Annotated in this window: 11 protein-coding genes; 9 read left to right on the top strand and 2 right to left on the bottom strand. The window is 39.8% G+C overall.

Annotation, left to right across the window (positions count from 1 at the left end; all coding sequences use genetic code 11):
* The first annotated feature begins 231 nt into the window (after nucleotides 1-231).
* The 3 genes from EMK97_RS09945 (at nucleotide 232) to EMK97_RS09935 (ending at nucleotide 3376) form a co-directional block, all read left to right on the top strand.
* Nucleotides 232-1560: an OapA family protein gene (locus tag EMK97_RS09945; protein WP_425462193.1), complete on the top strand. Its 1329-nt coding sequence runs from the start codon at nucleotides 232-234 to the stop codon at nucleotides 1558-1560.
* Nucleotides 1550-2734 (top strand): anhydro-N-acetylmuramic acid kinase, encoded by a 1185-nt coding sequence (locus EMK97_RS09940; protein ID WP_246028751.1) that lies wholly within the window; start codon nucleotides 1550-1552, stop codon nucleotides 2732-2734. The genes EMK97_RS09945 and EMK97_RS09940 overlap by 11 nt, the downstream gene beginning before the upstream one ends.
* A 450-nt stretch (nucleotides 2735-3184) precedes the next feature.
* Nucleotides 3185-3376: a hypothetical protein gene (locus EMK97_RS09935; RefSeq protein WP_130601736.1), complete on the top strand. Its 192-nt coding sequence runs from the start codon at nucleotides 3185-3187 to the stop codon at nucleotides 3374-3376.
* A gap of 57 nt (nucleotides 3377-3433) precedes the next feature.
* On the opposite strand, the gene EMK97_RS09930 is transcribed toward EMK97_RS09935, so the two are convergent.
* Nucleotides 3434-4285, bottom strand: coding sequence for a hypothetical protein (locus EMK97_RS09930; protein ID WP_130601734.1), 852 nt, complete (start codon nucleotides 4283-4285; stop codon nucleotides 3434-3436).
* A gap of 245 nt (nucleotides 4286-4530) precedes the next feature.
* On the opposite strand from EMK97_RS09930, the gene prsT reads away from it, so the two are divergent.
* The 3 genes from prsT to EMK97_RS09915 all read left to right on the top strand — a co-directional run bounded on the left by prsT (nucleotide 4531) and on the right by EMK97_RS09915 (nucleotide 10003).
* On the top strand, nucleotides 4531-7353 hold the full coding sequence (gene prsT, locus EMK97_RS09925; RefSeq protein WP_130601732.1) for an XrtA/PEP-CTERM system TPR-repeat protein PrsT: 2823 nt from the start codon (nucleotides 4531-4533) through the stop codon (nucleotides 7351-7353).
* Nucleotides 7354-7434: 81 nt separating this feature from the next.
* Complete coding sequence (locus EMK97_RS09920) at nucleotides 7435-8826, top strand: Na+/H+ antiporter NhaC family protein (protein ID WP_130601730.1); 1392 nt, start codon at nucleotides 7435-7437, stop codon at nucleotides 8824-8826.
* A 100-nt stretch (nucleotides 8827-8926) separates the two neighbouring features.
* The gene (locus EMK97_RS09915) at nucleotides 8927-10003 is read left to right on the top strand and encodes an isoaspartyl peptidase/L-asparaginase family protein (RefSeq protein WP_130601728.1); all 1077 of its coding nucleotides are present in this window, start codon (nucleotides 8927-8929) and stop codon (nucleotides 10001-10003) included.
* A 32-nt stretch (nucleotides 10004-10035) separates the two neighbouring features.
* Here EMK97_RS09915 and EMK97_RS09910 read toward each other — a convergent pair whose 3' ends face one another.
* On the bottom strand, nucleotides 10036-11253 hold the full coding sequence (locus tag EMK97_RS09910) for an Nramp family divalent metal transporter (protein WP_130601726.1): 1218 nt from the start codon (nucleotides 11251-11253) through the stop codon (nucleotides 10036-10038).
* A gap of 132 nt (nucleotides 11254-11385) precedes the next feature.
* Here EMK97_RS09910 and murB point away from each other — a divergent pair, with 132 nt between their 5' ends.
* From murB to EMK97_RS09895, 3 genes are read left to right on the top strand one after another with little or no spacing between them, the layout of a single operon-like run.
* A complete protein-coding gene (gene murB / locus EMK97_RS09905; RefSeq protein ID WP_130601724.1) occupies nucleotides 11386-12453 on the top strand; it encodes a UDP-N-acetylmuramate dehydrogenase in 1068 nt (355 codons plus the stop codon).
* Entirely contained in the window at nucleotides 12446-13420 is a 975-nt protein-coding gene (gene birA, locus EMK97_RS09900; protein ID WP_130601722.1) for a bifunctional biotin--[acetyl-CoA-carboxylase] ligase/biotin operon repressor BirA, read from the top strand. Before murB ends, birA begins: the two co-directional genes overlap by 8 nt.
* A complete protein-coding gene (locus EMK97_RS09895) occupies nucleotides 13417-14139 on the top strand; it encodes a type III pantothenate kinase (RefSeq protein WP_130601720.1) in 723 nt (240 codons plus the stop codon). Before birA ends, EMK97_RS09895 begins: the two co-directional genes overlap by 4 nt.
* Nucleotides 14140-14188: the final 49 nt, after the last annotated feature.

Genomic DNA, 14188 nt, shown 5'->3' with positions numbered 1-14188 from the left:
AGTTAGCTGAATTCTACTGCACTTTAGTGTTGGGATAAAACCCTAAAGCAAGTTCTAGCGGTATTTTTTTTAAAAGTTTTGTTATAGTAGGTGAAAATGATCCTGTTTCCCCAAGCTTATTGGCTTAAGATTAGATAAAGATAAAGTAGTAATTCCTTGAAAAACCTCATAGAAACTTTTTTACAGTTACCCAAGTTACATCGCATCGTTATTAGTTCGTTACTGTCTATTATGCTAATCATGCTGATATGGCCTAGCGAAGAGGAAGTTGAGGTTAATCAATTGGCCGTAGGGCAGCGTTATCAAGTTGCTTTACCGCAGCAGTCACAACCCATCACTGACAGTAAACCAATCGCACTACCTAAAGTTGAGGTCGCTAAGCAAGATATCGTCGTTGTTGACCCAGAAGCAAAACCCGTATCTTCAGAGCAAAAAATCCATTTATCGTGGCAAACTGCTAAGGTACGCAAAGGGGATTCACTAGCAAGGATTTTTAAGCGTTTAGGTTTTAGTGCGCAAACAACTTATGCGGTAAGTACTGCAAAAGGTGAAGAAAGTAAGTTACTGAAAAAGATCAATGTCGGCGATAAAATTCGTATTGGTAGTGATGAAAATAAGCAATTGGTGGCTTTAGAATACCCTTTGTCTAAAACAGAAACCTTGTTTATTAACTTGGTTGGTGATCGTTATCAAGCGCATAAAGAAAGTAAAACTGTTGAAGTAAGAGAAAACTTTAGTAGTGGCCAAATTACCTCGAGCTTTTGGAATGCTGGCGTTAAAGCGGGGTTAACTGACAGTCAAATAATTAACTTTGCCAATATTTTTGGTTGGGATATCGATTTTGCACAAGATATACGTGAAGACGATAGTTTCCATGTTATTTATGAACAGCAGTATGTTGATGGCGAATATATTGGCACAGGCAATATTTTAGCGGCAGAGTTTGTAAACCAAGGTGAAGTATTTCAAGCGGTAAGATTTACCGATGGCGAATATTACACGCCCGATGGTAAAAGTATGCGTAAGGCGTTTTTACGTGCGCCGGTGAATTTTAAGTATATAAGCTCTAGCTTTAAACCTAAGCGTTTTCATCCTGTGCAAAAACGCTGGAAAGCACATAATGGTATTGATTACGCAGCCAAAACTGGCACACCTGTTGTAGCTGCGGGTAATGGTAAAGTAACTCATGCAACGTATAATAAATACAATGGTAATTATGTATTTATTCAGCATGGCAATGGCATAGTGACTAAGTATTTACACTTTTCCAAACGACCTTCAGTTAAAAAAGGCCAGCGAGTGAAGCAAGGTCAGGTCATTGGTTATGTTGGTGCTACTGGTTTAGCGGCAGGGCCGCACTTACATTATGAATTCTTATTAAATGGCGTGCATAGAAATCCAAGAACCGTTAAATTGCCTGATGCCAAACCTATCGCGAAAAAATACAAAGCAGAATTTACTGCGTTGGCAAATAAGCGCATAGAAGAGCTAAATGGTGTGAAAAGTGCGGTCTTGTCGATGCAAGCTGGTTCAGCTAATGGTTTAGCAAGTGAAGACTAATATAGAAGCTGATATATCATTATTGGCAGGTAAATATTATATCGGCTTGATGTCGGGTACCAGCGCTGATGGGGTTGATTTAGCCTTAGTGAGTTTTACACAAGGTAAAGCAAAACTCGTTGCTAGTTATTATCAAGCTTATTCACCTGCATTAAATAAGAAAATAACGGCTTTATATTGCCCAAATCATAACGAAATAGAACTGGCGTTTAGTTTAGATATTGAATTAGCATATTTTTTTTCACAGTGTGTTTTAGCTTTTATTGGCCAACAAAAGCTATCAGTTGACGATATTATTGCCATAGGTAATCACGGGCAAACCATTCGCCATCGACCTAGCCAAGCTTATCCTTTTACCGTGCAAATTGGTTGTAGCCAAACGCTTGCTTGTTTAACAAATATTCGTGTTATTGGGCAATTCCGGCAAAAAGATATCGCTTTAGGTGGTCAAGGTGCGCCATTAGTACCAGCATTTCATCAACAAGTGTTTAAAAAGAATCGCCGTGATGTGGTTGTAGTTAACCTTGGCGGTATAGCTAATATTAGTTATTTACCTATTGCAGAATCCGCTCACGTTATTGGTTTTGATACTGGGCCTGCTAATGCTTTACTTGATGATTGGTATCAGAAAAACCATCCCAATAGCAGTAAAAAGTATGATAGCAAGGGTAAGTGGGCAAGTAGCGGTACCTGTAATCAAGCACTATTAACTCAGTTTTTACAAGATGAATTTTTTAATAAACCCGCGCCGAAAAGTACTGGCCGAGAATACTTTAATATTCACTGGTTACTCGCGCATTTAACCGCCTTTGAACAATCATACCAGCAAACACTGGCAGCGAAAGATATACAGGCAAGCTTAGCTGCCTTAACGGCTAAATCGCTAGCACAGGCAATTAGCAGTGTAAGCCAAAATGCTGAGGTTTATCTATGCGGTGGTGGTGCCCACAATGACAATTTAGCCGCGCTCATAGCTGATGATTTACAACAAACTCGTGCATCGGCAAGCTTTGATGTTCGCTTATCTAGCGATGTTGGTGTTGATATTGATGCCATTGAAGCGATGACGTTTGCTTGGCTTGCCTATGCTTATGATCATCAATTAGTGAGTAACCTACCTTCAGTAACGGGAGCCCAGCGTGGCTGCACCTTAGGCTGTTTATATACGCCGTAGTAAAAGCAAAAACTGCCCACTTTTATTATTTATCACTATACTTATACCAGATGAAAAAATGATTTGCTCTCTCAGCGAGAATTAAAAGATTTAGAGGCAAGGCGCTGAATGAAAAGAATGGTTATTCAGGAGAATGTGCTCCTGCATTCTCTAATATACTGCATCCATGCAGCGTCCTTGTTAAGTTCAGCAACGCAGCATATCAGTCTTTTAAACTCGCCCTTCGGGAGCTTGTCAGAGGCAAGATAACTGCGGCAGATTTGTTCAATATAGAATAACTATATTGTCACAATATCTTTCTTGTTCTCTCTTCTCAGACATAGCTCTGAGATGACTAAAGCATTATTTCAGTTGGTATTAAGTTAATACTTGTATAATTTTTGAACTTATGCCAAGTTGAGATATCTAACCCTGTACGGGTGTATTTCTGGCAATTAAATAGGGGGGCTTATGGAGTTTAGCGATATACATATAGGTATGAAATGTGGCAGTAAGAAAGGCAGTGGTACAGTAACCTGGATTGATGATTCAACCCGTACCATTTATATGGCAGATACAAAAAACAATAACAGTTTTGAAGTCGACTTCAATGAAATCATCGAAGATCCTCAAGCGCATAACGAAAAAGACAGTTACTATTAATTAGCGAATTTATTCAGCTATGACAAAAAGCCCAGCAATGATGCTGGGCTTTATGTTTTAAGCTAATAGTTTATTGGTTTGGCTACTTTGTTTTCTTAACACTAGTAAAGCCAATACTAGCAGTAGGCTCGTTGCTGGTAGTGGAACTGGTACAGGGTTGCTTGTTTTGCTAATTAGTGCTGTAACGACATCGTTGTAACAAGACATAGTCCAACTTAATGCAAGCTGATCAGCATTTTGAAATGCTTCAATATTAGCTACGTTAAAGCTGAAACTGAAAATATCAAAATCTACAGAAGAGTTGTTAACAGACCAAATGCCATTACCGGCCTTGTTATTTCTATCAGTAACGTCGCCAAATACTTGTCCTACTTCAACACCACCGCCAACGTGATAATCAGGTGTTGAAGACAGAGTATTATTAATAGCGTATAAACCACCCGTTGAGTAACTATTGTTGGTGTCTTCAGCATGACGGTAGTAGCGCTCATAACCTGCTGTTTTTGTGCCGCCGTAATAGTTATCCCAGCCACCACTAAGCTCATCTGGGTAGCTTGCAACTTCAGGGGTTAATTCACCTAAAGAGAATGCATAATTGAAATCTGTAGCGCTACCAGTAGTTCCTAGTAATAAGTCACCATAAATGATACTGCGACCTCCACGAACGTTATCACCGGTATGGTCGTTATTGTTGGCGCCAAAGTTGGTATAGATGTCTACGGTAATCTGGTCATTTACATCCCAATTGACCACCATTCTGTCTACTTCATAATTTGCGCCACCGTATACCTGGTCGCCGCGGTCGTAAACGATATGATTATCAATAGGAATATCGCTAGCAAATACTGATGAAGTCGCGATTAAGGCGAGGGCCCCCATGGGAGTTAAAAATTTTTGCATTAAAGACATTGTCATTCCAAAAGTTATTAAGAGTCCGTTTTATTATTTAGCCCTGAACAAATAGGTGTTCAAAATTACTACTAACACCGTTCGCATTTACTGATGTATACTTTTTTCAGGGCTTGTATATACATTATACAAAAACTGTGCCTTGATTGATTTTTATCTATTAATCAGTTGCTTGGTGTTGTTTTTTGCTTTGTAGGCAAGGTCATATTTTCAAATTGTAAAATATTTCGACATGGGAAAAGTAAATGAAATGGTTATCAAACATTAAGGGAAGTAGTTTAGGTACATTGGCATGTGTAAGCGTATTATGCTGGACAATGCAATTTGCCTATGCGAATGAAACGATTAATCAGTATTATGAGCAAGCCTTGATTGCTTTTGAGCAGCAAGATAATGGTACCGCTTTAGTACATCTGAAAAATATATTGCAACAAGACGATAAGCATGTGCCTGCCCGAGTACTATTAACGCAAGTCTATTTACAGCAAGGTAATGGCGTAGCCGCAGAAGTTGAGCTTAACCGAGTTGATAGTGACCTTGTTGATGATGACCATATTATCAGTTTATTCGCCCATGCTTATTTATTACAAAAGCAATATCGCAAAGTCATAGAGATAACAGAATCAAGCGTTTTTCAACGTAGTATTGAGCGAGATTTAAAAATATTTCGAGGTCAGGCATTAATTGGAGTTCATCAATATCGCGCTGCTGATATTGCTTTTAAACAAGCATTAGCCATTGATAGCCAAAGCCAGTTAGCACTTTTAGGTAGAGCGCAAATTGCCTTGCAAAATAAACGAGTTGATTTAGCCCTTAATTTTGTCGAACAAGCGCTAAGTTCAGATGCGCCGTTGGCTAACAGCTGGATATTAAAAGCAAAAATATTACAACATCAACAGCAGCCAAATCAGGCCTTAATGGCGATTAATCAAGCAGTAGCTATTAGCCCAGAGCATCTTTCTGCTCGCTTGACTCGGGCTATGCTGCTAATCAACCTAAAGCAACATAATAAAGCGGAACAAGATATTGAATATATCTTGGCTAAGATCCCTAATGAGCCAAGAGCAGGTTACTTAAAAGCAATTCTCTTAGCGACGCAAATGCAGGAACAACAATTAAGTCAAACCGCCATAACACAAGTTATGGTGACCTTAGCCGGCGTGCCTGACGATGTAATGAAAAATACACCTGATTACTACTATTTAGCGGGTCAAGTAAGTTATCAGTTTGGCCGCTTAGACGATGCCAGACACTACCTGACTAAGTTTTTGAGTTATGCTGAACTAGAAGTCAATGCGGTGCTTATGCTGGCGAGTGTAGAGTTGATGCAGCAGCAAGCTGAAACGGCACGTAGTTTACTAATCAAGGCTAATATTAATCAGCCAAATGATATTCGCATTTTATCTTTATTAGGTTTGGCATATTTGCAGCAGAAAAATACTGATAAAGCGGAATATTACTTTAAGCAAGTGTTGACTATGAACCCTGAGTCTTCACAAGGATTAACTAACTTAGCTAAATCGAATATTCAATCTGGTGATTATCATGGCGCAATTAAAGCCTTGTTATCTATTAAAGATGATACGGTCAGTGCCACTCAAGTTAAGCTGCTATTAGTTGACTCTTATCAGCAGAGTAAACAGTACTTGGATGCAATTAAGGTAATGGAGTCTTTGTTAAGAGAGTTTCCAGAAAATAGCTACTACTATCAACGCATTGGTGTGCTTTATGGTCATAACAAGCAGTTAGAGTTAGCCCGTTCAGCATTTGATACCGCGATTTCACTGGATGATAGCAATGTGTTGGCAATGATTCATTTAGCTCGTATGGATAATATTAGCGGTAACCCAGCCAAGGCATTAGCCTTCTTGCAGGATAAGTTAAAGCAGTTTCCTAAAAATAGCCTGATTATGGCAGAAGTGTCAGATGCTTATTTATTAAATAACGATCATAAAAACAGCATGCTATGGCTTAAAAAAGCATATGCATTAGATAAGAATAGCTTTTTTATTGTTGAAAAATACGCGAAAGCTTTAGCGCGTGAAGGAGAGCTTGCTCAAGCGCTATTAGTTACTGAAGCCTTTGTTTCTAGCCATAGCAAGCATGTGGCATCACGCTTACTTGTGGCAAAATTCTATCAAACTAATAAGCAGTATCAGCAAGCAGCAGATAGCTTAAAAGATGTATTAGACCACGTTGCTAATAAAGCGGGAATATATGTTCAAATAGCTAGAGTGCAATTACAGGCTAAGAATAATACTGCGGCAATAAGCTCGTTTAAAAAAGCTATGGTTGCAAATGAGCAATATTTGCCAGCCTATTTAGGCTTGCTCGATATTATTATGCTACAGCAGGACGAAAAATACGCCTTACAATTAATTGCTACGATAAAAGATATTAGTAAAGATGAGGGGCTAGCTGAGGTATTGCAGGGCAAACTATATTACCAACTACACAACTATGATTTAGCTGAGCAGCACTACCTTAAAGCACTTACTATTGAGCCCTCAAAGGTTGCTATTTTAGGTGTGTATAAAAGTTTCAAAAAACAAAAACAAGCAAATAAGGCGATTACCTATTTAGTTAGCTGGCTAAAAGCGCATGGTGATGATTTACAAGTGAGTATTGCACTGGCTGATTGTTATCGCCAAAGTCAGCAACTGCAAAAATCAGGGCAAGCTTATCAGCAATTACTTGCTGATTATGGTGAACTGCCCATCTTACTTAATAACTATGCCAATGTACTTTATGAACTGGATGAGGCGGACTTAGCACTGCATCACGCTAGAAAAGCCTATAGCTACTTAAAAAATAATGTCGCAATTATCGACACCTTAGGCTGGATAGAATCACGCATGGGTAATAAAGAGGTCGCATTAGCATTGTTTCGTCAAGCATTAACTAAAGATTTTGATAATGCCGAAGTACAATACCATTTAGGTGCTACCTTGTATGATTTAGAACGTCATAATGAAGCACAAAAATACCTTAAGAAGTCAGTTAATAGCCGCCAAGATTTCAGCGAAAAGCATAAGGCAAAAGCACTATTAGCGCGTATCCAGTCATGAATTAGTAACAAAAGCTTGTTAAATGAATAGGCATTTGCCACACTGCATCAATTTTCCAATAACAATAATAAAGGTATTGAGATGGAATGGTTGTCAGTGTTGCCGCCTATCGTGGCAATTGTAGTTGTACTGTGGAAAAAAGAAGTGATTTTGGCTTTATTAGCAGCCGTATTTACTTCAGAGCTGTTATTAGCCACGGCTGGCGATTCAAATATTCTTTTTCATGCTTTTCTTGGCACTATTGAGCGCACTATTGCGGTGGTTAGCTCACCTGGTAATGCTCGCTTGCTTATCTTCAGCTTGCTTATTGGAGCCTTGCTTGCCTATGTAAGAAACTCAGGCGGTGTAACTGCCTTAGTAGAGCGTATAGTGAGCAAAGGCATTGCTAAAAGTAAGCGCCAAGTTGGCTCTGTTACCTTTCTCACAGGTTTAGTTATTTTTATAGAATCGAACTTAAGTGTACTGACTGCGGGTATTCTCTCACGCGACTTGTTTGATAAGTTCAAAATGAGTCGTGCCCGTTTGGCTTATATCATTGATAGTACCAGTGCCCCTGTGTGTATTTTGATTCTGCTTAATGGCTGGGGAGCTTATGTATTAGGTTTATTAAATACTTATGAGCTAGAGCAGTCGGCTATGGCGATTATGTGGGGCACTTTACCCTTTAATTTTTACGCCATTATTGCCCTATTAATGGTGGTCTATACCATAACAACAGATAAAGTACATGGCTCTATGAAGCAGGCAGAGTTAGATATGCACAAAGAGGGCGAGAATACTGAGCAATCAAGTGCTCAGCAGTTAGTGCCAGCAACAAAAGCGCGTTTTATGCTAGTGCCGTTACTGAGTATGGTTGCTGCAATGTTCTTTTTTATGTTTTGGACAGGGAATGGTGATATCACCCAAGGTAGTGGTGGTAAGTCAGTTTTGTATGCTACCTGCTTTGCTTTAGTGGTTGCTTATTTCTTGCTGCTTTTTTCTAAGCGTTATTCACACCAAGAATTAGTTGATGTTGGCTTTAAAGGTATAGCAGAGCTGATGCCGCTGGTCACCATTGTATTATTCTCACTCACCTTAGGTGCGAGTTTAAAAGAGCTAGGTACAGGCGTTTTTATTGCCGGTGTGGTCGGTGATTACTTGCCTGTTTATTTTATTGTTCCTATGCTGTTTTTAGCAGGGGCATTAATATCGTTCAGTACTGGTACTTCTTGGGGGACATTTGCCATTTTGATCCCAATTGGCGTGCCACTCATTCAAACATTAGGTTTACCGCCTTCATTAGTTATTGCCGCTATTTTAGGTGGCGGTATCTTTGGTGATCACTGTTCACCAATATCAGATACTACCTGCGTATCAGCGATAGCTTCAGGTTGTGATTTACTTGAACATGTTAAAACGCAATTACCTTATGCGCTTTTTGGCGGGGCATTAACGCTTATTGCCTATTTTGTTGCTAGCTTAATTATGGTCTAAATTGTCATACTCGAGGAAAAATTCAACCCGTTAAGGCACTTGTGTTTTAGTCATTTATTGGGCAAATTGGTAAAATCTTTTAGCAATCTGGCAACCAAGTATGACTAAAACACAATCAGGCATTCGTGCTTTTGCACCTCTTCTCGCCCTTTCTTTGTTAGTAACAGCAAATAGCAGTAAAGCAACAACACCGGTTGAGCACAAAACTAGTGCAGAGCACCCTATAACTATTGCTATTCATGGTGGTGCTGGCACCATAGAAAAGTCTCGCTTTACCCCTGAAAAAGAGCAGGCGTATCGGGCGAAATTACAACAAGCACTTGATGTTGGTTATGCTGTCTTGGCTAAAGGTGGCGCTAGTTTAGATGCGATTACCGCTGCGATTAATGTGCTAGAAAATTCCCCTTTCTTTAATGCCGGTAAAGGTGCGGTTTATACATACGATGAAACCCATGAAATGGATGCTTCAATAATGGATGGTCGCACTCGTCAAGCTGGTGCTGTCGCAGGTGTAAAGCGTATTGAAAACCCTATCAACTTAGCGCGCTTAGTTATGGATGAGTCTGTACACGTTATGTTAAGTGGTCAAGGAGCCGAGCAATTTGCGCAAACACAAGGTGTTGAATTGGTTGATAACACCCTATTTGATAGTGAAAGTCGCTATAAATCATTGTTAAAAGCTAAAGAAAAAATGAAAAAAGCGCAGCAAGAGTTAAAAGATTATCAAGCAGCACATCAATCGCTCGCTACTGAATATAAAGTGGGAACAGTTGGTGCAGTTGCTTTAGATAAGTACGGTAACTTAGCAGCGGGCACGTCAACTGGCGGTATGACCAATAAACGCTTTGGCCGTATTGGCGATTCCCCCGTTATTGGCGCAGGCACTTTCGCAGAAAACCAGTCTTGCGCAGTATCTGCTACTGGGCACGGTGAATACTTTATTCGCTATAATGTCGCTGCTGATATTTGCGCACGTGTTAAATACCAAGGCAAAACTATTCAGCAAGCTGGTAATGAAGTGATTCATAAGGTGTTAATGCCTGTCGGTGGTACAGGTGGCGTTATTATTATTGATAGATTAGGTAATGTTGCTTTGCCTTTTAATACCAAAGGCATGTATCGAGGCAGTAAGTCGTCTAGCGGTGAAAACTTTGTGGCAATTTTTGCTGATGAGTAAGCCGTTAGGTCAGCTTTGCTCATTAAAGCTGGCTACAGCATACCAAACGCTGACATAAGGCTACGTGCACTTAATACTAAGGTAAGTACAACGACTATACTCGCAAAGATATTTTGTCTAGTTGAATTCTTGTACTGACCTAATTGTTTACTATTCATTATCCACACAAGAAAAATAGCTATTAATGGTAATAAAATGCCATTGGTTACTTGGGCAAACCAAATGATTTTTATTGGCTGGTAACCCGTTATTGCAATAAACACGCCCAATAACAATATGATAAACCAGATACTTTTAAACTTTAGCGAAGCTATATTATTGTCAAGCTTAAGCACGCCATTTAACGCGTAAGATGCAGCTAAAGGCGCTGTTACCGCTGATGAAATGCCTGCTGAGAATAAGCCAATAGCGATAAATATACCGGCTAAGTCACCAAAGAGTGGCTGCAAGGCTGGTGCAATATCAGCTGCATTAGTAATAGCAATATTTTTACCAAAAAAAGCACTGGCTGCGGTGGAAACAATGGCAAGCGTGATCAGGCCGCCTAGCGGGATAGGTATAAATAAATCTTTTTTTGCTTCTTTAATATGTTCAGGTTTACGCCATTTCTCACTAGCACTCGCGCTATGTAAAAATAAGTTATAAGGCACAACTGTGGTGCCAATTAAGGCAATTACCGTTAATGTTGCCCCTGATGGCAGGCTAGGAATAAATAAGCCAGAAAAGAGCTCAGTTAGATTTGGTTTAGTGATAATAAAGGTAGCCAAAAATGCCAAACTCATGATTGCCACTAATAAAATTAAGGCTTTTTCAATAATTCGATAACTGCCAGTGAATAAAATAGTAAAAGCAAGTAAGCCAATTAATAGCGGCCAAAGTGATATTTGTTCGCTTAGTTGAGTTGCGCCAAAAATACCTGTTAACCCTAAACTCGCACCGGCAATGTTGCCGCCTTGATAAGCTGCGTTGCCAATCACAATCGCGCTAACCACAAGTGTGCAAGCCAGTAGCTTGATTAGTGGTGTGTGGCAATGACTACGAATATTCTCGCCAAGCCCTCGTTGGGTAACTATACCTAAACGGGCAGCCATCTCTTGTAAAATGATGGTGGCAAGTACTGAAAATAGCAGAGCCCATAACAGTGAAAAGCCAAAGTTTGCCCCAGCTAAGGTTGCGGTAATGACTGTGCCAGGGCCAATAAATGCGGCAGTAACTAATATTGCAGGGCCTATTTTAGGTAACTTGAACATCTTATTTTCTTATCGTTTTGGTTGTTAGGGTAAATTGCACAAGTATATGGGTCAAGATGAATTGCTAGCCATTGGTGTTAGCGGTAATTTTCAGTACAATGGCGCTATGAACATTTGCTCGCCTATATTTTTATGATTTCAGAACAAGACTATGCTTTACAGGCTTTAAATAGCTTTAATGTCAAAAGTAATAGCTCAACCATCTATTTCCCTAGCTCTATTGATGACTTACAACAATTGGCTCAACTTGACGCTGTGACTTGCGGGCAGTTTTATATTTTGGGGGAAGGCAGCAATAGTTTATTTGTACAAGATAAAGCTCCTGTCATCATTAAACCTAAGTTTATGGGCATTAGCATACAAGAAGGTGTTGATGAATACAGGGTAACCGTTGGCGCCAGTGAGAATTGGCATCAGCTTGTTGCTTTTTGTATTAATGAAGGCATTTATGGCTTAGAAAACCTGGCGTTAATTCCCGGCAGTGTGGGCGCTGCACCAGTACAAAATATAGGTGCTTATGGTGTTGAATTTGCTGACTTTTGCCTGAAAGTAGACTTTTTTGATTTTAACACCAGCAGCTTAGTTGAGCTTTCAGCTCAAGCATGTGATTTTTCATATCGAGAAAGTATTTTTAAACATGAGTTACATAATCGCGGTGTGATCACGCAAGTTGTTTTGACATTTCCTAAGAACTGGCAAGCAAAGTTAACTTATCAGGGCTTAGATGAGTTGCCTGCAAATGCAAGCGCCAAAGAGGTTATGCAGCAAGTTATAAAAATTAGGCAAAGTAAGTTGCCTGATCCAAATGAACTACCTAATGCCGGCAGCTTTTTTAAAAACCCTGTTGTCAGTCAAAGCTTATTTTCTCAGTTACATAAGCAATACCCAAATATGCCGCATTATCCGCAAGCAAGTGGTGAGGTGAAATTAGCTGCTGGCTGGTTAATTGATCAACTTGGCTTAAAAGGCGGGCGTTTTTTGCATGTGGGTGTTCATCAAAAACAGGCCTTAGTGTTAGTTAACTATGGGCAAGGGGCAGGAAAAGATGTAGTTGGCCTGGCTAAATATATTCAACAGCGGGTGTTTGAGCACTTTGCTGTGACAATTGAGCCTGAGGTAAGGATGATTGGCGAGCTAGGTGAACAAGCCTTTAACGATTTAACTGATTTTTCTGTAGTAAGTGAGTTAACTCATGACTAAAGCGATAAAAGAGCATTTAATTCAGGCGTTAGCACAAGGGCGTTTTATTTCAGGGCAAACATTAGCAGAAGAGCTTGAGGTCAGTCGTAGCGCCATAGCAAAACATATTAAAGCGCTTATTGATATGGGGCTTGATATTTATAGCGTCACGGGTAAAGGTTATAAGCTATCAGAGCCAATTACACTATTAAACAAAGATAAAATTTGCGCTCAACTTGACAGTAAAGCATTACCTGTAGTTGAGGTGCATAGCTTGATTGATTCAACTAACGACTACTTAATGCGCCGTTTACCGAACCAGCTTATACAAGGGCAAGTATGTTTAGCTGAGTTTCAAAGTGCAGGGCGGGGACGACGAGGCAGGCAATGGATCTCTCCATTTGGCTCTCAGCTTTATCTTTCTATGTATTGGTATCTTGAGCAGGGCTTATCAGCCGCGATGGGCTTAAGTTTAGTTACTGCGCTTGCTGTTAGTGATGCCATCAAATCGTATTGCGATGTGCAAGTTCAGCTAAAATGGCCTAATGATGTCTACCTTGATGGCGTTAAATTAGCAGGCATACTTATTGATTTAGAAGGGCAGCCGCTTGAGCCGAGCCACAGTGTTATTGGTTTAGGTTTAAATATTAATATGCCAGATTTAGCGGCACAACATATTGACCAGCGCTGGACTGATTTGCAAAAACACAGCGAGAAAAAGATTGATCGCAATGATATTTGTGCCGCTATTATTAATGCCTTATGGCAAAGATTAGAACAACACAAGCTTCATGGCTTGTCGCCAATGCTAGATGATTGGCATAAACAAGACTTGTACTTAAATAAGCAAGTAAAACTGCTTACAGGTGAACGGACTACTTTAGGGATTTGTCGAGGTATTAATAATCAAGGGGCTTTATTGCTTGAAGTGAATGGTCAAGTTCAGCCAATTTATGGTGGCGAGGTCAGTTTAAGGAGCGCACAGTGAACGCCTTAATCGATATAGGTAATAGCAGAGCTAAATATACGCTATATCACTTACGTCAGTATGGCGACATTCAAGTTGTCGCGAATGAGCAATTTGATCAGCAATACTTTAATCAGCACTTTTTAGCGGTAGAAGGCGTGATTGTTGCCAGTGTTGCTAATGAATTACTGGTTGATGCATTACACCTTTGGTGTAAGCAAAATAATAAATCATTTAAACAAGTGGTGAGTGAACAGCAAAAGGCGAATCTGTGCTCTGCTTATGATAAGCCTGAAAGTTTAGGGGTTGATCGTTGGCTAGCCTTAGTAGCTGTGTCAAATATTTACCCGCAGCAAAATTGCTTAATTGTTGATGCTGGCACGGCAACCACCATAGATTTACTGACAGCTGACGGTCAGCATCAAGGGGGTTATATCTTAGCGGGTATTGATACCTTGTATAGCGCCGTCTTATCAGATACCACTTTAGTTCATGCAGAAAAATCAACTCAAGCAACGCTAGCTTTTGGCAAAAACACTTCTGCGAATGTCAATAATGCCTGTTGGGCAGCAACAATAGGCGCTATTAATGTCGCTATTGAGCAAGCTGAGCAACTAGCAAAATTAGATAAGGTGATTATTACCGGCGGTAATGCACATAAACTTCAACAGCATTTGCAGCTGCCAAGTGAACATGTGGCTAATCTAATCTTTCAAGGTCTCGCTACATATATAGAGTAAGCTATATAGAATTTGCTCTATAAATGACCATTTTAGCTTTTGTGGTGAG

This window comes from Litorilituus sediminis, assembly GCF_004295665.1.
Classification (GTDB): Bacteria; Pseudomonadota; Gammaproteobacteria; order Enterobacterales; family Alteromonadaceae; genus Colwellia; species Colwellia sediminis.
Note: the sequence above shows the minus strand (reverse complement) of the source record. Positions and strands in the feature narration are given on the sequence as shown.